This is a genomic window from Kitasatospora sp. NPDC023120 (assembly GCF_055560835.1).
This window is the reverse complement of sequence record NZ_JBVHHY010000004.1, coordinates 368057-390176: the sequence shown is the minus strand read 5'-3', so window position 1 is coordinate 390176 and position 22120 is coordinate 368057. Positions and strand designations below refer to the sequence as shown.

General features: G+C 76.1%; 17 protein-coding genes and 1 pseudogene. 5 read left to right on the top strand and 13 right to left on the bottom strand.

The features are described from left to right. Positions 1 to 22: 22 nt before the first annotated feature. On the bottom strand, positions 23 to 838 hold the full coding sequence (locus tag ACZ3TI_RS08690; RefSeq protein ID WP_465724856.1) for a glycoside hydrolase family 25 protein: 816 nt from the start codon (positions 836 to 838) through the stop codon (positions 23 to 25). A gap of 268 nt (positions 839 to 1106) precedes the next feature. Between ACZ3TI_RS08690 and ACZ3TI_RS08685 the strand changes: the two genes are divergently transcribed. Beyond that, positions 1107 to 5006, top strand: a complete 3900-nt coding sequence (locus ACZ3TI_RS08685; RefSeq protein ID WP_465724854.1) for an nSTAND1 domain-containing NTPase — start codon at positions 1107 to 1109, stop codon at positions 5004 to 5006. A gap of 19 nt (positions 5007 to 5025) precedes the next feature. On the opposite strand, the gene ACZ3TI_RS08680 is transcribed toward ACZ3TI_RS08685, so the two are convergent. The 3 genes from ACZ3TI_RS08680 to ACZ3TI_RS08670 form a co-directional block, all read right to left on the bottom strand. Then, positions 5026 to 5982 carry a DUF4232 domain-containing protein gene (locus ACZ3TI_RS08680; RefSeq protein WP_465724852.1) on the bottom strand — a complete coding sequence of 319 codons (957 nt, stop codon included), beginning with the start codon at positions 5980 to 5982 and terminating at the stop codon, positions 5026 to 5028. 104 nt (positions 5983 to 6086) lie between these two features. Next, on the bottom strand, positions 6087 to 8930 hold the full coding sequence (locus tag ACZ3TI_RS08675; protein WP_465724850.1) for a protein kinase domain-containing protein: 2844 nt from the start codon (positions 8928 to 8930) through the stop codon (positions 6087 to 6089). A 78-nt stretch (positions 8931 to 9008) separates the two neighbouring features. After that, the gene (locus tag ACZ3TI_RS08670) at positions 9009 to 10187 is read right to left on the bottom strand and encodes a hypothetical protein (RefSeq protein ID WP_465724848.1); all 1179 of its coding nucleotides are present in this window, start codon (positions 10185 to 10187) and stop codon (positions 9009 to 9011) included. Positions 10188 to 10456: 269 nt separating this feature from the next. Between ACZ3TI_RS08670 and ACZ3TI_RS08665 the strand changes: the two genes are divergently transcribed. Next, positions 10457 to 11575, top strand: coding sequence for an NADAR family protein (locus ACZ3TI_RS08665; RefSeq protein ID WP_465724846.1), 1119 nt, complete (start codon positions 10457 to 10459; stop codon positions 11573 to 11575). A gap of 34 nt (positions 11576 to 11609) precedes the next feature. Here the strand turns inward: ACZ3TI_RS08665 and infA are convergent, their stop codons facing one another. Beyond that, positions 11610 to 11834, bottom strand: a complete 225-nt coding sequence (gene infA / locus ACZ3TI_RS08660; RefSeq protein WP_465724844.1) for a translation initiation factor IF-1 — start codon at positions 11832 to 11834, stop codon at positions 11610 to 11612. 61 nt (positions 11835 to 11895) lie between these two features. Beyond that, positions 11896 to 12690, bottom strand: coding sequence for a GNAT family N-acetyltransferase (locus tag ACZ3TI_RS08655; protein ID WP_465724842.1), 795 nt, complete (start codon positions 12688 to 12690; stop codon positions 11896 to 11898). Between the two features lie 500 nt (positions 12691 to 13190). Here ACZ3TI_RS08655 and ACZ3TI_RS08650 point away from each other — a divergent pair, with 500 nt between their 5' ends. Then, positions 13191 to 13475, top strand: coding sequence for a hypothetical protein (locus ACZ3TI_RS08650; RefSeq protein WP_465724840.1), 285 nt, complete (start codon positions 13191 to 13193; stop codon positions 13473 to 13475). Here ACZ3TI_RS08650 and ACZ3TI_RS08645 read toward each other — a convergent pair. From ACZ3TI_RS08645 to ACZ3TI_RS08615, 7 genes and pseudogenes are all read right to left on the bottom strand, one after another. Continuing rightward, positions 13447 to 14940, bottom strand: coding sequence for an SDR family oxidoreductase (locus ACZ3TI_RS08645; protein WP_465724838.1), 1494 nt, complete (start codon positions 14938 to 14940; stop codon positions 13447 to 13449). The two genes, ACZ3TI_RS08650 and ACZ3TI_RS08645, sit on opposite strands and share 29 nt — an antisense overlap. 134 nt (positions 14941 to 15074) lie before the next feature. Beyond that, positions 15075 to 15341 (bottom strand): annotated as a pseudogene (locus tag ACZ3TI_RS08640) (MerR family transcriptional regulator); the annotation flags it as partial. Between the two features lie 303 nt (positions 15342 to 15644). Further along, complete coding sequence (locus ACZ3TI_RS08635; protein ID WP_465724836.1) at positions 15645 to 16991, bottom strand: carotenoid oxygenase family protein; 1347 nt, start codon at positions 16989 to 16991, stop codon at positions 15645 to 15647. A gap of 69 nt (positions 16992 to 17060) precedes the next feature. Further along, complete coding sequence (locus ACZ3TI_RS08630; protein ID WP_465724834.1) at positions 17061 to 17501, bottom strand: SRPBCC family protein; 441 nt, start codon at positions 17499 to 17501, stop codon at positions 17061 to 17063. Between the two features lie 126 nt (positions 17502 to 17627). Further along, positions 17628 to 18194, bottom strand: coding sequence for a TetR/AcrR family transcriptional regulator (locus ACZ3TI_RS08625; RefSeq protein ID WP_465724832.1), 567 nt, complete (start codon positions 18192 to 18194; stop codon positions 17628 to 17630). A 105-nt stretch (positions 18195 to 18299) separates the two neighbouring features. Further along, the gene (locus ACZ3TI_RS08620) at positions 18300 to 19397 is read right to left on the bottom strand and encodes a baeRF3 domain-containing protein (protein ID WP_465724830.1); all 1098 of its coding nucleotides are present in this window, start codon (positions 19395 to 19397) and stop codon (positions 18300 to 18302) included. A 77-nt stretch (positions 19398 to 19474) separates the two neighbouring features. Then, a complete protein-coding gene (locus ACZ3TI_RS08615) occupies positions 19475 to 19624 on the bottom strand; it encodes a hypothetical protein (protein ID WP_465724828.1) in 150 nt (49 codons plus the stop codon). Positions 19625 to 19940: 316 nt separating this feature from the next. Between ACZ3TI_RS08615 and ACZ3TI_RS08610 the strand changes: the two genes are divergently transcribed. Together ACZ3TI_RS08610 and ACZ3TI_RS08605 are read left to right on the top strand one after the other, a co-directional pair. Beyond that, complete coding sequence (locus tag ACZ3TI_RS08610; RefSeq protein WP_465724826.1) at positions 19941 to 20408, top strand: MarR family winged helix-turn-helix transcriptional regulator; 468 nt, start codon at positions 19941 to 19943, stop codon at positions 20406 to 20408. 294 nt (positions 20409 to 20702) lie between these two features. Beyond that, positions 20703 to 21899, top strand: a complete 1197-nt coding sequence (locus ACZ3TI_RS08605; protein WP_465724824.1) for an MFS transporter — start codon at positions 20703 to 20705, stop codon at positions 21897 to 21899. Positions 21900 to 22120 lie beyond the last annotated feature (221 nt).

Sequence of the window (22120 nt, the reverse complement as noted above, 5' to 3'; positions counted from 1 at the left end):
TTTCCTGCGAGCAGGGTTCGGGTCAGTTCAGGTGGGCGAGGCGGCGCAGCGCGGCGCGGTCGCCGTGGAAGACGTCGACGTCCATCGGGTCGCCGACCGTGCCGGGCACCTCGGCGTGTTCGCCGTACTGCCAGAAGTCCCAGCCGGAGGCTCCGGGCAGCGGGCGGGGCTCGGTGGTGCCGTAGCGGGCGAGCCAGGCGCGGTGGCCGCCGAGTTCCTTGGTGCCGCCGAGGCAGTCGTCGACGAAGTTGCGGCGGGTGTAGACGATCGGCGTGGCGCCGACGGCCTGTTCGACCCGCTTCAGGAAGGCCTTGACCTGGGCGATCTGGAGCCGGTGGCCGTTGTTCTCGCAGTGCTCCAGGTCCACCGCGGGCGGCAGTTCGCCCGCTTTGGCGCCGGTGTAGCCCGCGCGGCGGATGACGTCGAGGAAGTGGTCGGCCTGGGCGGTGCCGTCCTTGTCGGGCCGGAAGAAGTGGTAGGCGCCGTGGATCAGGTCGACCGAGCGGGCTCCGGCGAGGTCGGGGCCGAACCATTCGTCGTTGTACGTGAGGCCGTCGGTGGCCTTGAGGTAGACGAAGGACTGGCCGCCGCGGGTGATGGCCGGCCAGTCGTAGCCCTTGTCGCCGTCCTTCGTCGCGTGGTTGTGGTGGGAGCTGTCGAAGCCGTGCACGGAGTACGCCTGCGGACCGGTGCCGGCGGCGTCGGCGCTCGCGGCCGGGCCGAGCGCCGTCGCCGCGAGGGAGGACAGGGCGACGGCGGCGACGGCCGCCGCCCGGGTCGCGCCCCGGAGCGGGCGCCGGAACGTGCCCCGGGACGTGGGGCGGGAGACGGACTCCATCGGACGGTTCTCCTCTGGGTGCGGGTGGGGGGTGGTGACTGCGCGTCGAACCCGGCGTGGTCGCGGGCCGGTCGGTTCGGCTGCCACCGAGAGCTTCGTCCACCGGCCGCCACCCGTGCACCGGTTGCCTGTTGTCGCCCGACGCGGGCACCTCGACAACCCCTCTGACCTGCCGTTCCACTCCTTCGAGGGGTCGGGCCGACACCCCGTGACCGGCCCCGCGCGGGCTCGTTGAACGGTTGGGACACGACCGGATCGGGGGCGGCGGGTGGACACGGAGGGCAAGCAGGGGCGGGTGCCCGGGCAGCAGGGACGGAGCCGCGGGGCAGCGGAGCCGGAGCCGGGCTTCGGGGCGGTGCTGCGCGAACGGCGCCGGGCGGCCGGCCTCTCGCAGTCCGAGCTGTCCCACCAGGTGCACTACGACAAGTCCCACATCAGCAAGGTCGAGAACGGCGACAAGCCCGCCACCGCCGACTTCGCCCGCGCCTGCGACCAGGCGCTGCGGGCCGGCGGCGAGCTGGTGGAGCTGGCGACCCGTGGCCAGTGCCCCTACCCGGGGCTCGCCTCCTTCCGGGCGGAGGACGAGCGCTGGTTCCACGGCCGCGAGCGGGCCCGCGGCGAGCTGCTCGGCCTGCTCGGCGAGCGGCTGGCGGACCGCGGCGGGCCGGTGGTGGTGGTCGGGCCCTCGGGCGCGGGGAAGTCCTCGCTGCTGCGCGCCGGGCTCGTGCCCGCGCTGCGGCGCGGCGCCCTGCCGGGCCTGGGCCCGGCGACGGCCGAGGTGTTCTCCCCCACCGCCGCGCCGCTGGAGCGGCTGGCGGCCCTGGCCGACGGCCCCGCCCCGGTCTGGATCGTCGACCAGGCCGAGGAGCTGTTCACCCTGTGCGCCGACGCCGGCGAGCGGCGGGCCTTCCTGGACCGGCTCTGCGTGCAGGCCGGCCCCGACGGCACCCGGCTGGTCGTCCTGGGGGTGCGGGCCGACCTGTACGGGCACTGCCTGGCGCACGAGGGCCTGCTGCGGGCGGTGCGGCGCGGCCAGCTCGCCCTCGGCCCGATGAGCGCCGCGGAGCTGAGCCAGGCCATCACCGCCCCGGCCCGCACCGCCCGCCTGGACCTCGAACCCGGCCTGCTGGAGCTGCTGCTGGCCGACCTGGGCCTGGCCGGCGGCCCGGCCGCCCGGCCGGGCCGCGACGCGCACGCCTACGACCCGGGCGCGCTGCCGCTGCTCGCGCACACCCTGCGCGCGGTCTGGCAGCAGCGCACCGGACGCTCCCTCACCCTGGCCGACTACCGGGCGATCGGCGGGCTGCACGGCTCGGTGGCGCTGACCGCCGAGCGCGCCTGGTCCCGGCTGGACGAGCCGGCCCGGGCCACCGCCCGCCGGGTGCTGCTGCGGCTGGTCCACCTCGGACCCGACGGCCAGGTCTCGCGCCGCCGCGCCGAGCACTCCCGGCTGGCCGCCGCCGACACCGACGCGCGCCACCCCGGCCGGGCCCTGGACCGCGTCCTGGCCTCCTTCGCCGCCGACCGGCTGATCACCCTGGACGCCACCGGGGCGACGCTCTCCCACGAGGCCCTGCTGCGCGCCTGGCCGCGGCTGCGCGCCTGGATCGACGAGGGCCGCAGCGGTCTGCGGCTGCACCAGCAGCTCGCCCAGGACGCCGAGCACTGGGCCGCCTCGGGGCGCGAGGCCGCCCTGCTCTACCGGGGCAGCCGGCTGGAGGTCGCCCGCCGGTGGGCGGCGGACGACGGCGACCAGGCCCTCACCCCGGTCGAGCGGGAGTTCCTGGCCGCCTCCGGCGCCCGCGCCGAGCAGGAGGCGCGGGCGGAGCGGCGCCGGGTGCGGGCCCGGCGCCGGGTGGCGGGCGCACTGGCGCTGCTGCTGGTGTCGGCGCTGCTCGCGGGCGGGCTGCTGTGGCAGGAGCACGACCGCGCGGTCACGGCCGTGCGCGGGCGCACCGCGCTGACGCTGCTCACCGACGCGCAGCGCAACACCGCCCGCGACCCGTACGCGGCGCTGCTGCAGTCGGTGGAGGCGCGCCGGGTCGCCGGGTCCGCCGTGCCCGAGCTGCGCCGCAGCGCCGACGACGCGGTGCTCAGCACCCAGTCCCAGTACCTGGCCGGGCGGATCCCCGGCTTCCCGTGGGGCGTCAACGCACTCGCGCTCAGCCCCGACGTCCGCCTGGTCGCCACCGGCGACTCGCGGGGCCGGGTGGCGCTGTGGGACACCGCCACCACCGCCCTGGTCGCCGAGCTGCAGGGCGACGTGGAACATCCCGTGCAGGACGTGGAGTTCAGCCCCGACGGCCGGCTGCTGGCCGCCGCGCTCACCCGCGACCCGCAGCGGCGCGTACTGCTGTGGCGGGTGGCCGACCGGCAGCGGCTGCCCTCCCCGGTGATGCCGACGAGCACCACCGGCGCGCCCACGGTCGCCAAGCGGCTGGCGTTCAGCCCGGACGGCACGCTGCTCGCGGCGGGCACCAGCGACCCCGACCTGCCGGGGCAGGTGTGGGTCTGGCGCACCGACGCGGGCGCCGCCCCGCCGGTGCGCACCCTGGTGGACCACACCGGGGCGATCCAGGGCCTCGGCTTCGGCGCCGGCCACCGGATCGCCTCGGCCGCCACCGACGGCACCGTGCTGGTACGGGACCTGGACGCGCCGCCGCGGGCGGACGGCGGGGCCCCGGTGGTGTTCTCGGGGCGCTCGCCGTCCCCGCGCTCGCTGGCCTTCGCCGCCGACGGCACCCTGCTGGCGGTCGGCGACGAGCAGGGCGGCATCCGGCTGTGGCGGCCCCCGGCAGGCAGCGCGGGTACGGGCGGCGCGGGTACGGGCGGCGCGGGCACCGCGGGCGCAGGCATCACCGGGGCCACCGGCGCCGCGTGGGAGGAGGCCGAGCCGCAGGACTGGCCGGCCACCGACCTGCCGGCCCGTCACCTCGGCTCGGTCAACGCCCTGGCCCTCACCCCCGACGGCGCCACCCTGGTCTCCGCCGGCGCCGACCGCAGCGCCCTGGTCTGGGACCTCGCCACCCGCCGGGTCACCGCCGAGCTGCGCGGCCACCCGACCTTCGTCCTCGGCGTCGCCGCCGGCAGCGACAACCGCACCGTCGTCACCTCGGCCGGGATCAGCCCGCCCTCCGGCAGCGTGCTGGTCTGGGACCTGCGGCGCGGCACCGACCTGGCGCCCGGCCCGGACCGCCCGCCCGTCACGGCCGTCGCCGCGGCCGGGGACCGGGCGGCGGTCGGCACCGCCGACGGCCGCACCGCGCTGTGGGACGTCTCCGGGCCGGTGCCCCGCCCGGTCACCGTCACCCCGGCGACCGGGAAGCCCGTCACCGCCCTGGCCCTCGACCGCGCCGCCCGCACCCTGGTGAGCGCCGGTGCCGACGGCACCCTGCACGTGCGCAGCGCCCGGGACGGCTCCCCGCGGGCCTCGGTGGGCGTCGGCGACGGCCCGGGCGGCGAGCCCACGGCCGTCGCCCTCAGCCCCGACGGCTCGCTCCTGGCGGCGGGCACCGCGGACGGGCGGCTGCTCACCGGCGCTCCGGACGGCTCAGCGCTGCGCCCACGCTGGCACCACGACAAGGACCGCGTCCAGGCCGTGGCCTTCCTCGGCGACGGCGCCGAACTGGCCTTCGCCCACGACTCGCAGTACGTGCGCCTGCTCGCCGTCGCCGACCCGGCTGACCGGGTGCGGCAGAGCGCGTTCAGGCACGACGACCTCGTGCGCCGACTCGCCGTCAGCGCGGACGGCCGGCTGCTCGCCACCGCCGGGAACGACCGCCTCATCCACGTCTGGGACACCCGCACCGGCGAGCGGAAGGACAGCGGCGGGCGCGCGACCGGCGACGACACCGTCCAGGCCCTGGCCTTCGCCCCGGACGGGCGGGCGCTGGCCGGGGTCGGACGGGAGGGCAGGCTGCGGCTGTGGGAGCCGGACTCCCCCGCTGCCCCGGCCACGCTCACCGGGGCGGGGCAGCCGCTGAACGGACTCGCCTTCCTGCCCGACGGGCGGGCCCTGGTCGGCGGTGACAACGGTGCCGCCCCGGTGTGGAGCCTGGTGCCCGGCGACGCCGCCGCCGGGGCCTGCGCCGTGCTCCGCGCGCCGCTGGCCCGGGAGGAGTGGTCCCGTCTGGTGCCCGCCCTGCCCTACCGCCGGGGCTGCGGCTGAGCGCCGCGCGGAGGGGATGTCAGCTGCCCGGCCTGGTCGCCGGCGGGCGCGCGGCGGCGTCCTCCCTGGCCCAGGCGCCGATGCCCAGGCGCCCGGTGGTGCCCAGGTCGAGGTCCGGGGTGATCATCACCGGGGCTGCCGCCGGGTTGGCGCGGACCCGGACGTAGGGGACGTTCAGCGCGGCGCCGTCCCCGGTGGTGTTGCGCCACACCAGGGTGGCGCGGGCGCCCTCGCCCGGGCGCAGCGCGATCTTCTGCGGCGGGTTGTCCGCGCCGGTGCCGCCGGCGATCGCGGCGCCGCCGGACAGCAGCTGCACCCCGTCGACGGGCCGGTGCTCCAGGTCGAGCAGCTGCAGGGTCGGGTAGCCGTCGAGGTTCACCGTGGCGGTGCCGCAGTTGCGCAGGTGCACGCCCATCACGCGCAGGCCCATCGCGGCGTCGCCGTCGTCCGCGTACAGCCGCAGGCCCGAGGCCGGGCAGGGGCCTTCGGCGTTCGGGGCCTCGGCGGTGGGCACGCTGCGGACGTTGAGGATCTTCACCTTCGGTGCGGTTTCCGGCGTGGCCCGGCCGGGCGTGGCCAGGTCGAGCTGCCCCTTCGCGCTGGCCCCGGGGGCGAGCGCCGCGACGGTCCGCGACACCGTCTCCGCCCCGGTGCCCCAGCTCGCCGGCCGGCTGAACTGCACCGTGACGTCGGAGGGTTCGGTGCCCGGGTTGGTCACCTCGTACTCCGCGCAGACCGGGCTGACCGCCGTGATCCGCACCCCGTCCCGCGCGAGGGCGGACGGCGCCTGGACACCCCCGGTGGGCGACGGCAGCGCCACCCCGCACGGTCCGACGCTGCCGGACGCCGTCGGGCTGCCGCCCGCGCCGGCCACCTGGGACCCGCAGCCGGTGAGCAGGACGGCGGCGACCGCGGCGGCGGCGACCGCCGGCCGTCGGGCCGTCAGGGGGATCGGACTCTTTTCGAACTGACGCATCGACCGAGTCGATCATGCTCCGCACCCGAACGGCTGTGAGCCGGGCCACTCGCTGTGCAACAGCTGTGCAATGATCCGGGCCGCGGGGGCCGGCTTGCGGGAGGTCAGTCCGTGGTCTCGGGGTGTTCGGCCTCCAGGCGGGCGATGTGCTGCGGGGCGTCGGCGGCGCCGTACTCCTGTGCCCAGCGGTACCAGACGAGCGCCTGGCGGTGGGCGCCGCGCTGCTCGTGGATCCCGGCCCCCTCCAGCCAGGCCGCGGTGTCGCCGGCCTCGGCGGCGCGGCGCAGCCAGGCGAGGGCGGTCCAGTGGTCCCGTTCGTCGAGGTGGGTCCGGGCGACCGCGCGCATGGCGGGGACGTCCCCGGCCCGGGCGGCCCGCAGCTGCCAGCGGGGTGCGTTGACGTCGTCGAGGTCGATCAGGATCCGCACCGCGTCGAGGTCGCCCGCCTCGGCGAGGTCGCGGTAGCGCTTGAGTGCGCGCTTGCGCAGGCGCCGGCGCTCGACGCCCTCGGTGGAGCGGTCGCGCAGCTGCAGGCAGAGCCGGGCGACGTCGCGCTTGGCCTCCGGGTCGCCGGCGACCTCGGCGCGGGTGAAGGCCTCCAGTGCCTCGGCGAGCCGGCCCTGGCGTTCGTACGCCTCGGCCTCGGCGCGCGGTGACGGTGGTGCGGGCGGCGGGGGCGGTGGCGGGGTGGGCGGCTCTTCCCGGACGGGTACCTCCACTTCTGCCGCGGTGTCCTCGGTGTCGGTGTCGGCACCGGTCTCGGCCGGGGCCAGGGCGCACCGCAGGCGGTGGGCTTCCTTCCTGGCCTTGGGGTCGCGCCTCAGGGCGGCGCGGGCGTAGCACTCCAACGCCTCGTCGAGGCGGCCGAGCCGCTCGAGGATCTCCGCCGTGTCGACCAGGCAGTGCACGATGCCCTTCTCGGCCCCCGGGCGCAGCCGTGCCAGGGCCTCGGCGAGCCGGCCCTCGTCGCGGAGCCTGCGGCTCACCCACAGCACGGCTTCCTCGTTGCCGCGTTCCGCCGCCCGCCGGTACCACTCGGCCGCCTCGTCCTGCCGGGCCGGATCCCGCTTGAGCAGGTGGGCGGCCGACGTCATGGCGTGGGGGCTCCCCGCGGCGGCCGCGCGCAGGAACCAGCCGAGGGCCTGCTCGTCGCGCTTGCGCCCCTGGTGCCAGGAGCCGAGCGTCAGCATGGAGGCGACGGCCCTGTGCTCGACCGCGGCGAGTTCATGGCGATGCATCAGCGCCAGCTCCTGCTCGGTCAGTGAGCCGAACCGCTCCGCGAGGGCGGCCCGGACCCGGGCCAGGGCCTCGGGCGCGTCCTCCACGTGGAGCGCCGCTGCCCGCTCGTACCAGGCGATGGCCTCCACCGGCCCGGCCAGGCCCTTGCCCTCCGCCAGCAGTTCGCCCAGTCGCATCATCGACGCGGTGTCCCCGGCGTCGGCCGCCATCCGGTGGAAGGCGAGGAGTTCCGTACGGCGCCCGGTCAGCTGGCGCTCGATCATCTCGGCGGCCTCGCGGGGCGCCTCGCTCCGGCCCGCCTCTGCCGCGCTCCGGTACCAGAGCAGGGCCGCTTCCCACTGCCGGGCGCTGCGGTAGCTGGTGGCGAGCCGGTGCATGGCCTCGGGGTTCCCGGCTTCCGCGCCCGCCCGGTACCGGGCGCCGGGCATCCCGGGCCCGGGCAGCGGCGCGGCCGTCCCGGCCGGCGGGGGCGCGGACGGGGGCACGGGCAGGGGCGCGGGCAGGACGGCGGTCTGGTGCTCCTCCCCGCGCGGCCGGGGCGGCGGCAGGGTGGTGCCCTGGTGTCCGCGTTCGGTGGGCGGGGTGGGTGCCAGGTCGTGCTCCAGCCGCAGCCGGGCGCCGGGCACGGCCGACGACTCGTTCGGGGCGCAGTCCGGCCCGCCGGCCGGCCCGCCGTCGGGTTCACCGTCCGGTCCGTCGGCCCACGTGTCCGCCCGTGTGTCGACCCAGGTCGGCTCGGGCGTGGACGGCCGGGCGGGACGCGGCGGCGCCGGTGCGTACGGGCGGCGGCGCAGCGGCTCCTCGAGGTCGACGGCCAGGCCGGAGCGTTCCTCGACGGCCGCCCAGAGCGCGGGCGGGAACCAGTCGCGCTCCTCGGGCGGGGGTTCCGGCAGCAGGGCGGCGAGGTCCTCGAGCGAGGGGCGGTCGCGTGGGTCCGGCGCCAGGCAGGGGCGGACGACGCGCTCGGCCTCGGGCGTCAGCCCGTCCAGCCGCAGCCGCCCGTCGAGGATGTTGGAGACGATCTGCGCGGGGGCTCCCGGGCCGAAGGGGTTGCGGTTGAGGGCGACGGAGGCGAGGACCAGGCCCAGGGCGAAGACGTCGCAGGACGGTTCGACCGGCTGGTTGAGCAGTTGCTCGGGAGCGGCGAAGGTCATCGTCGCGGGGACCTGGGTGCCCGTCAGCGCGGCGTCGTCGGCGGGGGCGAGGTGGCGGGCGATGCCGAAGTCGATGACCCGCGGTCCGGCGCCGGCCAGCAGGACGTTGGCGAGTTTGAGGTCGCGGTGCACGAGGCCGGCGGCGTGGATGGCGCCGAGCGCGCCGACCAGGCCGGTGGCGAGCACCCGCCAGGTCCGCGGCGGGATCGGGCCGCCGCAGACCTCCAGCGCGGTCGCCAGGTCGACCCCGCGGATGTAGCCGGTGGCGAGCCAGGGTTCGGGGGCGTCGGGGTCGGCGTCGACCACCTCGGCGGTGTAGGCGCTGTCGACCGCGCGGGCCGCCGCGACCTCGCGGGCGAAGCGGGCGCGGAAGAGCCCGGGGTCGCGGGCGAGCTTGTCGGGCCGGATGGTCTTGAGCGCCACGCCGCGCCCGAACCGCGCGTCGTGGCCGCCGCGCCGCGCGTAGTAGACGTTGCCCCAGCCGCCTCGGCCGAGCCGGCCGAAGAGCCGGAACGGGCCGATCGTCTCGGGATCGTCCTCCTCCAGGTACTGCACCGCGAAAAACCTCTCACTGTTCCCGACCGGACCGCCGCCCACCGACGCCGGCCCCGACCCGCCGGCCCCGACCCGCCGTCAGCCCCGGCGCGTCGGCTCGTCGCCGTCCGGCGGGCGCCTGGGCGGCTTGGCGCGTACGCCCTCGGCGCGCTCGCCGGGCCAGCGCTGGCCGCTGCGGCGCAGGACGATCCCGGGCAGGATCTCGATCTCGTCGTCGGGGCCGAAGGCGTGGAACAGCCGTTCGCGGGGCCGTTGTTCGCAGGCCTGCCGCTGGTGCGGCAGCGGCTTCCACGGGGTGGGTTCCTGCTCGGGGCGGACGGTGCGGATCCTGCTGACGGCCGTGCCGCTGGTGTCGAGCGCCCGCAGGGTGCCGCGGCGCGAGACGACGACCAGGTGCCGGCGGGAGACCGCGAGGCGCCGCTCCTCGTCCAGGTGCTGCTCCCCGATCCGGGCGAGGTTGCCCCGGCCGAGGACGAATTCGGTGCGGTCGTCCTCGGACAGGTTCTCCCAGGCCCGGCACTCCCCGTCGATGACGATCTTGAGCTGGGCCCGGCGCCGCCGGGGGCCGGCGTCCTTGAGCAGCGTTCCGTGTACGCGGCAGACCACCTTGCCCCGTCGTACGGCGGGGCCGGGGTGGCAGCCGGACACCGGGCACAGCCAGGCGTGGTCGAGGATCTCGGCGCGGGGCCGGCCGCGGACCAGCAGGTTGCTCGCCCGCAGGGCGTCGATCTCGCGCTCTCGGGAGACCACCCGGTCGGCGAAGACCCGCATGTCGCGGCGGACCAGGCGCACCGGGCGGCCGCCGCCCCACACGGGGCCGAGGAACTGCTCGCGGTTGCCCTGGATCCAGGGGTGGCGGCCGCGGTGGCCGGTGTAGAGGTCGCTGCTGATGACCGGGGTGCCGAGCCGCTCGGCGTGGTCGAGCAGGTCCGGGTCGGCGCTCTCGCGGGAGGTGATCAGGCCGCGGTCGCGCCATTCCCGCAGCAGGGCGCCCTCGGCGGGGTCGGGGTACTGCGCGTCGTCCTCGGGGCGCAGCAGGCTGTCGTCCGCGATGGCGTGGACGGTGACCTCGCGGTCCTGTTCGAAGGCGCGCAGCGCCGCCAGGACCAGGCGCAGCCGGGCGAGCGACCTGGGGGCGGCGCCGCCGAGGCCGCGTTCGCGGACGATGTTGGAGAGGTCGAGCAGGTAGTCGGCCCGGTCGGGCCGTCCCCGCAGATGGCGTTCCATGCGGCGCAACGCCGCCAGGTCGCTCGCCACGCCCTCTCCCACCCCACGCCGTTCGCCCGCCGTTGTGCCGGTGTAGAGGCTATGCACTTCGGGGGGTGTCGCGCGGGCAGTTCCCGGACGGTGCGTCAGTCTCGTTACGCGATCGGGAAGTTCGCGGGCGACCGGCCCGGTGGTCCCCGTGGGGTGCCCCGGGGAGCCGGCGGCGTCGGGCGTGGTCGGCCGTCGTCGGGCGTCAACGGCGGTGGACGTCGCAGGGCCTGCCGGAGGGCCGTGGGAGGCCTCCCTCTACGCTGGCGGCCATGTCAGGCTCCCGGCGCACCTTCAGGCAGGCGGACGGCGAACGCGTCCCCGGCACGTGGCGGCACGTGTTCATCAACAACGGCGGCACCTACTTCCTCAGCGATCTGATCGTCTACGCCGACGCCCTGGTCGACTGCTGGGGCCTGGTCACGCTCGAGGAGTTCGCCGAGAAGCTGGACGACGGGTGGGTCGCCACCGGGCTCGAGGAGGGCGCGCAGGCCTCGGCCCACCACGTGGGAGCGTGGACCTTCGGCGAGGTCCACTGGTCGATGACGCCGCAGGAGCTGCTGGGCGAGGTCCGCGACGAGATCGACCGCCTCAACGACCGGCCGGACTCCTCCGGGCGCTGCCGGGCCGCCGCCGCGGAGTTCTGCGCCGACCCGAGCGAGGAGCGGCGCGCCGCGCTGCGCGAGGCGTACCTGGCGATCCCCCCGCACCTGCGCCGCTACGCGCTGGGCGACATGGACCGCAAGGACTGGCCGCTGAGGGTCCTCGCCGCCGGCCCCGGGGCGCCCGTGCCCGGCGAGGGGCCGGTCGTCACCGAGGAGATGCACCGCGAGGCGCTGGAGTACTTCGCCGAGCGCGACGCGGCCGGCGAGCGGGCCGCCGCGCGCCGGCCCGCGGACGGCCCGGACCGCGCGCACGCCCCGGCCGTCGAACTGCAGCAGGTCCACTACCCCGGGGGCTGGCCGGCCGACCCCGGGCCGCTGGCCCTGCGCAACGAGTACCCGGCGCCGATCGAGGTCGACGGCGCGGTGTACCCGACCGTCAGCCACGCCTACTGGGCGCTGTCCACCGCCGACGAGCGGCAGCGGGAGGCCGTCCGCACCGCGGACACCCCGTACGCCGCGCGCGAGGCGGCCGCGCGGGCGCCCCGGCGGGCCGGCTGGGAGCAGGCCCGCGCCGCGGTGATGGCCCGGCTGCTGCGCGCGAAGTTCGCCCAGCACCCCGGCCTGGCACAGGTCCTGGCCGACACCGGCGACGCCACCCTCCTCTACACCGACACGGACTCCCGTTACTGGGACTGGTACGGCGAGGCGGGACGCAACTGGACGGGGCGACTCCTGGAGCTCGTCCGCGCCGAACTCGCCGCGCAGCAGCACGCTCTGGCGTACTGACCGCGCGGCGGGCCCGGCGGGCGGGCCCGTCGCGCTATGACCGGTAGCGGTAGCGGATCCGGCCGCGGGTGAGGTCGTAGGGGCTGAGCTCCACGAGTACCCGGTCGTGCGGGAGGATCCTGATGCGGTGCTTGCGGACCTTGCCGCTGATGTGGGCGAGCACGGTGTGCCCGTTGGGCAGTTCCACCTTGAAGGTGGCGTTGCGCAGGCACTCGGTGACGGTGCCTTCGACTTCGATGCCGTCTGTTGTCTTGGTCATGTCTCTCACCTCTTCGTTCGTTGCTGGGGTGTCGGTTGCTGGGGTGTCGGTTGCCGGGGTGTCAGGGGCGGGCGAGTTCGAGGGTGGCGCCCGTGCGGCGGGCGCCGATGCCCTCGAAGAGGGCGGTGGCGGGCGCGTTGGACTCCGTCACGTCGGCCCAGACCGAGGCGACGCCGTCGTGGTGCAGCGATTCCAGCGCGTGGGCCAGCAGCGCCCGGGCGATGCCGCGGCGCTGGTGGTCGGCGCGGACGGCGAGCAGCCCGATCCGCGGGCGGCGGGGCGGCGCGATCCGCAGCAGCCCGACGTAGCGGCCGTCGTGGCGCGCCACCGCGTACTTCGACGGGTCGACCACGGTGGTGCAGTCCGGTCGGGGCAGCACCTGGGCGGGCATCGCCGGCCAGCCGAGGCCGGCCGCGACCTCCTCGTGGATGACGCGGTCCAGCTCGCGCAGCGGGCCCTCCTCGGCCTCGCCGGCGGGCACGATGGTCACGCCCGCCGGGGGTCGTGCCGGGGCGAGCCCGGTGGCCCGCGGGTCGGTGGGCACGGCGTAGGCCCGCTCGCGGCGCACGGTCGTGAAGCCGGCCCGCTGCCAGGCGGCGGTGGTGTCCTGGTCGTCCTCGTCGGTGACGGTGTGCAGCGGCTCGGGCAGGTCGGCCGACATCGCCGCGGCGAGGCGGTCGAAGACCGCGCCGTGCCAGGCGTCGACGCTGACGAACAGCCGCCCGTCGGGCCGGCGCGAGGTGTCGCCGGAGCCGACCACGCGGTCGTGCTCCACGGCGTGCCACTGGGTGTCCGAGATCCGGGTGACCACGAGCGCGCGGTCGTCGGTGCCGGGAATGGGAAGCGAAGCGTTCATGGTGGTGCCTTTCGGGAGTGCCTGGTCTGAGGCGCTCCCGGGCGCGACACCTCCGTCAATCGCCCGCCGTGGTGGAGAGGGGGAGCACCCACACGGATACAGCCTTCATGGGTCTCACCTCCTCGCGTCGTCTCACGGCTGCCCAGACGCTAGCAGCTCTTTACCGTCCCGCCCAAACGATTTGTTCGCGTCCGCTCGCGCAGGGCGGCCCGGGGTGGCGCCGCCGGCGGCCCGCCGCGGTGTCCCGCAGTGTGAGACGACCCGTCCCAGCCGCGCGGGTTTCTGCCAGCATGCGGGGCATGCAGCAGCAGCTGATTACCGGCGGCGGCGTGCCGGCACCGCGCCGGGAGGAGTGACCCTCCCCGGCCCACCGCCCGCACGCAGACCTCTCGCACTCCGCGAGGGGTCTTTCTGCTTTTCCGACGCTCTTTCCGACGCGTTTCCGACTCCTCCCGACGCCTTCCGGCCCGCCAGTCCCACCCACAGACAGGACCGCCGCCATGGAACACACCCGGCTCACCGTCACCCTGCGCCCCACCGCCGGCACGCTCGCGCGCCTCGCCTCCACCCTCAACAACCACCGGGTCCTGGACCTCGCCTTCAGCAGCGCGGCGCCGGCCTCGGCGCGGGCGGTCGTCCGCGTCCCGCGGCCCGAGGCGGTACGCGTCCAGCAGAAGCTGCGCAGGATGGTCGACGTGCTGGACGTGGCCCTGGAGCCGGCCGAGGCCGTCGACGGGGTCGGACCGGTCGACAAGGTCAGCCGGGACGCCTGGCGCGGTCGGTGATGTTGCGGGCCATCGCGCCGAACACCAGGCCGTGGAAAGGCGCCATCGACCACCAGTAGGCGTGTCCGGCCAGTCCGTGCGGGTGGAACAGCGCGCGCTGGCGGTAGAGCGCGCCGCCGTTCCCGTCGGGGGCGACCCTGAGTTCGAGCCAGGCCAGGCCCGGCAGGCGCATCTCGGCCCGCAGGCGCAGCAGGCGGCCGGGCTCGATCTCCTCCACCCGCCAGAAGTCGAGGGCGTCGCCGACCCGCAGGCGGTGGCGGTCGCGGCGGCCGCGGCGCAGGCCGACGCCGCCGGCCAGGCGGTCGAGGGTGCCGCGCAGGGCCCAGGCGAAGGGAAGGGAGTACCAGCCGTTGTCGCCGCCGATGCCCTCGACCACCCGCCACACGGCGGTGGGTTCGGCGGCCACGTGCCGTTCGCGCAGGTCCTGGTAGAGGCTGCCGCCGGCCCAGTCGGGGTCGGTGGGCAGCGGGTCGCTGGGGGCGCCGGGCAGCGAGGCGGAGGACCAGCGGGTGTCGACGCGGGCGTCGCGGATGCGGCGCAGGGCGAGTTCGACGGCGTGGTCGAAGCCGGTGAGGCCCGCGGGAGGGTCGGGGATCCAGCGGGCGATGTCGTGCTCGTGGCAGACCACCTCGTGGCGCAGTGACTCCACCAGCGGGCGGGCGAGCGGGCCGGGGACGGGGGTGACCAGGCCGACCCAGTGGCTGGACAGGGCCGGGGACAGGACGGGCACGGGCACGATCAGCCGCCGGGGCAGGCCGGCCGCCTCGGCGTAGCGCCGCATCATCAGACGGTAGGTCAGCACGTCCGGTCCGCCGATGTCGAAGGCCCGGTCGGCCTCGGGCGGCAGGGCCGCGGCGCCGACCAGGTAGGACAGCACGTCGCGTACGGCGATGGGCTGGATGCGGGTGTCGACCCAGCGGGGGGTGACCATGACGGGCAGGCGCTCGGTGAGGTAGCGGAGCATCTCGAAGGAGGCGGAACCGGAGCCGATGATGACCGCGGCCCGCAGTTCGGCGGTGGGCACCCCGGTGGAGCGCAGGACCCGGCCGACCTCGGCGCGCGAGCGCAGGTGCGGGGAGAGCCCGGACGGGGGGACGCCGGCGGGCAGCAGCCCGCTGAGGTAGACGATCCGTGCCACCCCGGCCGCGGCGGCGGCCCGGGCGAAGGCGCGGGCGGCGCGCCGGTCGGTGTCCTCGAAGTCCGGGCCGGTGCCGAGCGAGTGGACCAGGTAGTAGGCGACGTCGACGCCGTCGAAGGCGCCGTCCAGGGTCCCGGGCCGGGTGACGTCGCCGGCTGCCGCCTCGACCTCGGCGCGCCAGGGCTGGTCGCGCAGGCGTCCGGGGTCGCGGGCCAGGCAGCGCACCCGGTACCCGGCGGCCAGGAGTTCGGGCACCAGCCGTCCGCCGATGTAGCCGGTGGCTCCGGTGACCAGGCAGCACCGCCCGGTCGGGGGTCGCTCGTCCATGGTCCGCTCCTTTCGGTGGCCGCGCCGGGCGGCCTCGGTCAGCGCAGCAGTCGTTCCAACTGGTCGAGGGCGGTGGCCAGGTCACGGGGCCTCAGGGCGTCCGGCGGGCGGCGGGGGCCGGCCCAGCCGGGGCCGGCGGCCAGGACGACGGGGCCGGTGCGGGCGGCCAGGACGGCGCGCGCGGCTTCGGCGGGAGCGACGCCGCGGGCGGTGAGGCTGCACATCGCCTCCAGCACGGCCACGTCGTGCGGCCCCCACCGGCGGTGGCGTCCGGGGTCGCGGTGGGCGGGGCCGATGCCGTAACGGCTCTCCCAGGAGCGGATGGTGGTGGGCGAGACGCCGAGCCGGCGGGCGAGGGCGCCGGTGGTCAGTGCGGCGGCCGCGGCGGCGGGGGCGGTCACGGCGGTGAGCCTACGACGGGGCGGGCCGGGGCGCCGGGCGGACGCGCGGACCGCCGCGGCGGGAGGCCCTCGAAGGCCCGCTCGTCCGCGCGCGCGGTACGGGCCGTCGGCGCGCGCAGCCCGGCCCGCCCGTCACCGGGTGCCCCGGCGGGTGCTTCACGGGCGGGTGTTTCGGGGGCGGGCGCTGTGGTCCACCCTGCCCGGGTGGGCACCGACTGAACCCGGCCGCCCCCGCCGGCGGCGCCGCCCCTGCGGGCCCGCTCGCCGGGGCCCGCCGGGGCGGCTTCCGTGGGACGGCCGGGTTCAGTCGGTGCCGTCCGGGATCCAGGAGCCGTGGATGCCCGCCGTGACGCGGCGCGGCAGGTGGACGGCGGCGACCTGCTCCAGGCCGGAGGCGTCCAGGACGAGGAGCCGGGAGGCGTCCTGCTTGAGGTCGGAGACGACGGTGAGCAGGTAGCCGTCGTCCTCGCGGGTGGCGCCGGCGGCGGGGACGAAGACGGCCTCGCTGGGCATCCGGGCGTCGCCGACCCGGTGGATGCGGCGCTCCCCGGTGGCGCGGTCGTACTTGACGACGCCGTAGCCGCCGAGGCCGTGGTCGTCCGGGAAGGAGACGGCGTACTGGTAGCGGTGCTCGGCGCCGAGCAGGTCCTCGTTGATGGTGGGGAACTCGGTGGCGAGATCGTCCACGGTGTGTTCGCGGACCGTCCCGGCGGCCGGGTCGACCACCCAGCGGCGGGTGCGCGAGCGGGCGGTGGGCTCGGTGCCGCGGCCGGGGGCGCCGACCCACCAGTTCCAGGAGAGTTCGAAGCCCTCGCGGTCGACGGTCGGGCCCTCCAGGACGATCCGCCCGCGGGCGTCCTCGTAGGCGTTGGCGGCGTGCAGCATGCTGCCGGGCTCGACCGGGTACCAGCGGATCCGCGCGGCGCCGCCCTCGCCGCGCGGCATCACGCCGATCCGGGCGGGCTGCTCGTCCTTCCAGCCGTACGGGATCCCGGAGCGCTCGGCGGGGTCGAAGGTGACGCTGCCCTCGACGAACACCACGTGGTGGCGGGTGAGGCCGAAGTCGTGCTTGAGGGCGGCGCTCGCGCCGGGGACCTCGACGCTGCGCACGAGCTGCCCGCTCGCGTCGGCGACGTGGTAGGTGAGGTACGGCGGGACGGGCGAGGAGCCGAAGAAGTGCAGCTCGCCGGTGACCGGGTCGCTCTTGGGGTGGGCGGTCATCGCGGTGCGCAGCCTGCCGCCGAAGTCGTAGGCGCCGACGGTCTCCAGCTCGGGGGTCAGCTCGAAGGGCAGGGCGGCCTCGCTGAGCGCCAGCAGGCGCCCGGCGTGCTCGATGACGTGGGTGCCGGCGGTGCTGGCGGTCAGGTCGGGGCCGTACTCGGTCAGGTAGGGGGCGCCGTCCAGGGCGGGGGTGTGCACCCAGCGGTTGCGGTACCACTCGGCGCGTCCGGCGCGCAGCCGGATGCCGTGGACCATGCCGCTGCCCGTGAACCAGTGGGCGGGGGTGACGCCGGGCTTGGGATTGTGGCTGTTGCGGACCAGCCGACCGGTGAGCTCGGGGGGCAGGGTGCCGTCGACGGTCAGTGCGGTGGCGGTGATCTCGTCGACGGCCGGGGCGTAGTGGCCGGTGAGGTAGGGCTTGGCGGTCATGGTCGGGTCCTCGCTGTCTCGGTGGCGTGACGTGGCGTGACGTGGTGCGGCGGAGCGGGTGCCGGGCGGTCAGGAGCGCTTCTCGGCGCGGTTCTTGAGGCAGGTGAGCCAGTTCTCCAGGGAGGTGCGCAGGGCCTGTCCGAGCTCCTCGGGGGCGGCGTCGACGGGCTCGCCGCTCCAGGACTCCTCGGTGCGGACGGTGACCTGCCCGCCGGTCTGCTCGAAGGTCCAGACGTGGACGCCGTGGATGCCGTGGGCGGGGCCGCCCCAGACGATCCGGGCGCCGGGCACCAGCTCGCGGACGGTGGAGGTGACGGTCAGCCCGTGGGTGCGCCAGGTGAAGGCGGCGCCCTCGGCGAGCGGGCCGTCGAGGCGGGCCTGGTCGATGTCGGTGTTCCAGACGGGCCAGTCGCCGATGCCGGTGTGCAGGGCCCAGACGGTGGCGAGCGGTGCGTCGATCACGGTGGACAGCCGGACGACGACGGGGGCGGTGGGGTCGATGGTGTGCACGGCGGGCTCCCTCTCGATTGGTATGTGTGGTTGACCACTCACACTCGTGGCCGAAGAAACGGCGAGGCGCGCGCAGCCGGTGCGCGCCCCGCCGGCGCCGGGCCAGGCGTGGGGCCAGGCGTGGGGTCAGTAGTGGGTGATGCCGGCGGACAGGGTCCTGGTCCAGGGCGCGTCGACGGCGTCCGCGCCCATCGAGACCAGCAGGTGGCAGAGCATCCCGGTGGCGAAGAACTCCTGGACCTGCCGCTCGTCGCCGCCGGAGGCGCCGCGGACGTACTCCACCAGGCGGGCGTAGCCCTGGCGGACCGCCTCGCGCACGGCCGGCTCGGAGACCGCCGCCGCCTGGGCGTGCAGCTGGATCAGCATCAGGTCGTTGTCGCTGATCAGCCGGGCGTAGGACTCCCCCATGGCGTGCAGCACCACCTCCGCCGAGCCGCCCTTCGCCTCGGCGGCGGCCCGCTCCAGGCTGGCCCGCACCTGGACGAAGCAGTGCTCGACCACGGCGACGAAGAGCGACTCCTTGCTGGGGAAGAGCCGGTAGACGTAGGCCTGGGAGATGCCCGCCGCCTTGGCGACCTCGGTGGTGGTCGTCCCGAAGTAGCCGCGGGCGGCGAAGGCCCCGATCGCGGTGCGCAGCACCGTCTCCCGGCGCTCCTCGGCGGTGGACAACTGTCGGCGTCGTTCCGTCTGCATGTGAGTACTCAACCACTCACACTTACGGGGCGTCAAGAACCCGACGCGCGGCGGCTGCCCGCCGGAGGGCTCCGGCGGGCGGCCGCGAGGAGGGGAAGCGGCGGGTCAGTAGCGCAGGGCGGCGGCGATCCGGCCGCTGTCGGCGAGGGTGTCGTCGGGGACGAAGCCGATCGTGGCGCCGGTGTCGAGGGCGCGCTCGATGACCTCGTCGACGATGTCCTCGCGGGCGCCGGGGGCGTCGGCCTCGGCGGGGACGAGGTGCTCGCCGTCGTCGCGGACGGTGGCGCGGTAGTTCTCCTCGACCACCAGGCGCTCGACCCGGCCCTCGCGGGCGGCCTGCCAGACCTCGTCGAGGCCGGCGGCGAACCCCTTGCCGCCGCGGGCCTTGTCGAGCAGGGCGAGGGCGTCGGCGACCTCGCGCTCGGCGCGGGCGCGCACGGCGGGCCGGACCACCCGGCGCACGGTCTCGGCGTCGGCCTGGGCGAGTCCGCCGTGCGGGATCTGCGCGGCGGCCTGCTGGGCGATCGGGCCGACGGAGTCCAGCAGGGCGAGCGCGGCGGCCTCGCCGACCACGTACAGCGGGCGCGGGTCGGCGGCGAGCACCTTGCCGATGCCGGTGTCGGCCTGCCGCAGGAAGGTCTTGGTCTCCTCGTCGCGGAAGGTGCTGGGCGTGTCGCCGATCTGCTCCTGCCGCTCGGGGTCGGGGTTGTCCTGGACGCGCACCAGCGGGAAGCCGTCGCCGGTCTCCTCGGCGACCCGCTCCTCGGTGCCGCCCCACAGCGCCACCCGGTCGGCGGCGATCGCGACCACCCAGTGCGGGCGCTCGGCGGCCTGGGCGGCGACCAGGTTGCGGGTCAGGAAGGTGTCGGACAGGACCACCCGGGCGGGGGCGGTGCGCCCGAGTGACCAGACCTGGTGCTCGCCGGGCGCGGCGAGGATCGCCAGGCCGTCCTCGGCGTGCACCAGGTCGACCTCGGCCAGGGCCCGGTCGAGCTGCTCCAGCACGTCGATCCGCTCGGCGCGGGAGACCCTGGGGTCGGCCTGGACCTTCGCCTTCGCCTCGGCCAGCAGGTTGCGCAGCCTGACCGGGTCCTGCGCGTTGTCCGGCTCCCGGCGGTGAGTGGGCATCAGGATCGACACCGCCGGGTAGGGCCGGGGCCGGCGCAGCTCGGCGAGGGCGGCGGGGCTGAGGGTGGGGTGCATGGAGACCCTTTCCGAAGGCGGTTCGGCCTTCTGTGCGTGGACGCGCGAAGCCTGGCACTGCTGCCCCCCAAATGTCCTCAATGTACCGATCTGCGGCTTCCGCGGCGTCTACGGCGTCCCGCCGGCGCCGCCCGGGCGGGGGCGGGCGCCGCCTCGATCTCCCAGGTGAAGGTGAGCTGCTGGCCGGCCACGGCCGCGGCGGCCGCGATCAGGTGGCGTGTGCGCATGATGCTCCTCCGTGGGGGTGGATGGAGTGGGGCGCGGGGCGTGCGGCGGGCGTGCGCGTGGGGGTGCGCACGGGGCCCGGTCGGGACCTGGCGTGCCCGCGCCAGACCGGTTGCCCGACACCGTAGGAGCTGCCCTCCCCGCGCGTCACTGGTCTGAACCATTGCGCCAACTCCCCGCAACCACAAGGTAATTGCCGGACATCGAGTGCCGTTCGGACAGATGATTGCACAGGCCCTATACAGGCCCCAGCCGATATTTCCATTCATGGCTTATCCTGGCTGGAGTACAGCTGTACCCGGAAGGAGGCCAGGCCCCATGACCGCCACGGACCCCGCGCTCACCGCCCTCGCCAGCGGTTGGGGCGCACTGTCCCTCCTGCACGGCAGGATCGAGTCGCACATCGAGCGCGCCCTGCAGTCCAAGCACGACCTGAGCGTGCGGGAGTACTCGCTGCTCGACGTGCTCAGCCGCCAGCACGACGGCGAGGGCGGGCACCTGCAGATGAAGCAGGTCGCCGACGCCGTCGTCCTGAGCCAGAGCGCCACGACCCGCCTGGTCACCAGGCTGGAGGACCGCGGCCTGCTGCTGCGCTACCTGTGCCCGACCGACCGCCGCGGGATCTACACCAACGTGAGCGAGGACGGCCTGAAGCTCCTCGAGGAGGCCCGGCCGACCAACGACGCCGCCCTGCGGGAGGCGCTCGACCAGGCCGCCCAGAACCCCGAGCTGGCCTCGCTGGTCAAGGCGGTCGAGGCCGTGGACGCCGCCTCACCGCGCCGCTGACCCCCCAGACGGCCCCCGCCGGCCCGCTCCCCCACCCCCTCCCACCGGGCCCGACCCGCCCTGCCGCCCCGCGCGGCACGGACGAGTCGGGCCCGGCCGCGTTTCCGGCCCCCGCCATCCCCGCCCCTTACGGCCCGCCCTTCGCGAACCCGCCTTCGCGGCCCCACCCCTTACGGCCACGCCCGATCTTTGGCGCACGCCCTCTGTCCGCGCTTGGACGTATCGCGCGCCTGCAACTATTGTGGAAGCACGCTAGGCGCTCGCTCAAGCAACATCCAGAAGGGATGGGCCCCCATGCCTCTCGCTCTCCTCGCCCTGGCCATCGGCGCGTTCGGGATCGGGACCACCGAGTTCGTGATCATGGGCCTGCTGCCCCGGATCGCCGACGACTACGGCGTCTCGATCCCCGATGCGGGCCTGCTGGTCACCGGCTACGCCCTCGGCGTCGTCGTCGGCGCGCCGCTGATGACCGCCCTCGGCACCCGGATCAGCCGCAAGACGATGCTGATGCTGCTGATGGGCCTGTTCGTGGCCGGCAACCTGCTCTCCGCGTTCGCCCCGAGCTTCCCGGTGATGCTGGCCGGCCGCCTCGTCACCTCGCTGGCCCACGGCGCGTTCTTCGGCATCGGCTCCGTCGTCGCCGCCGACCTGGTCGCCCCCGAGAAGAAGGCCGGCGCCATCGCCACCATGTTCACCGGGCTGACCGTCGCCAACATCGTCGGCGTGCCGGCCGGCACCTTCATCGGCCAGGCCGTCGGCTGGCGCACCACCTTCGGCATCGTCGCCGCGCTCGGCGTGGCCGGCCTGCTCGGCATCGCCAAGCTCGTACCCGCCCTGCCGCGCCCCGAGGGCGCCCGCCTGCGCCGCGAGCTGACCGCCTTCCGCAACCCGCAGGTGCTGCTCGCCATGGCGATGACCGTGCTCGGCTTCGGCGGCGTCTTCGCCGCGATCACCTACATCGCCCCGATGATGACCGAGGTCGCCGGCTACTCCGAGGGCGCCGTCACCTGGCTGCTGGTGCTGTTCGGCGTCGGGATGTTCCTCGGCAACCTGATCGGCGGCAAGTTCGCCGACCGCAAGCTGATGCCGATGCTCTACGCCTCCCTCGGCGGCCTGGCGGTCGTCCTGGCGCTGTTCACCCTGACCGCGCACAACAGGATCCTCGCCGCCGCCACCGTCCTGCTCGTCGGCGCCCTCGGCTTCGCCACCGTGCCCCCGCTGCAGAAGCGGGTCCTGGACCAGGCCCACGGCGCGCCCACCCTGGCCTCCGCCGTCAACATCGGGGCGTTCAACCTCGGCAACGCGCTGGCCGCCTGGCTCGGCGGGACGGTCATCGCCGCCGGCCTCGGCTACACCGCCCCGAACTGGGTCGGCGCCGCCCTCGCCGCCGCCGCGCTCGTCCTCGCCCTCTGGTCCGCCGCCCTCGAGCGCCGCACCCCCGCGCCCGCGGCCACGGCAGCCGCTCCGGCTCCCGTCCCCGTCCGCCACTGATCCCCTCCCCCATCCCCCTACGCGACGGACTCATCAGCGCCCGGACCGTCCGCTACACCCTCACCGCCCGCGACGGCTGAGAAGCGGTCGCCGCCACCGACCGCGCCCTGCGCACCGGCCCGCCCCCGGACCGGTGCGACCGACGCGACCGGCCGGACGGCCCACCCGTCCCGGGCAGCCCGCCCGCTGCCCGGGAACGGGCCCCGGCCCCGCAGAGCGCC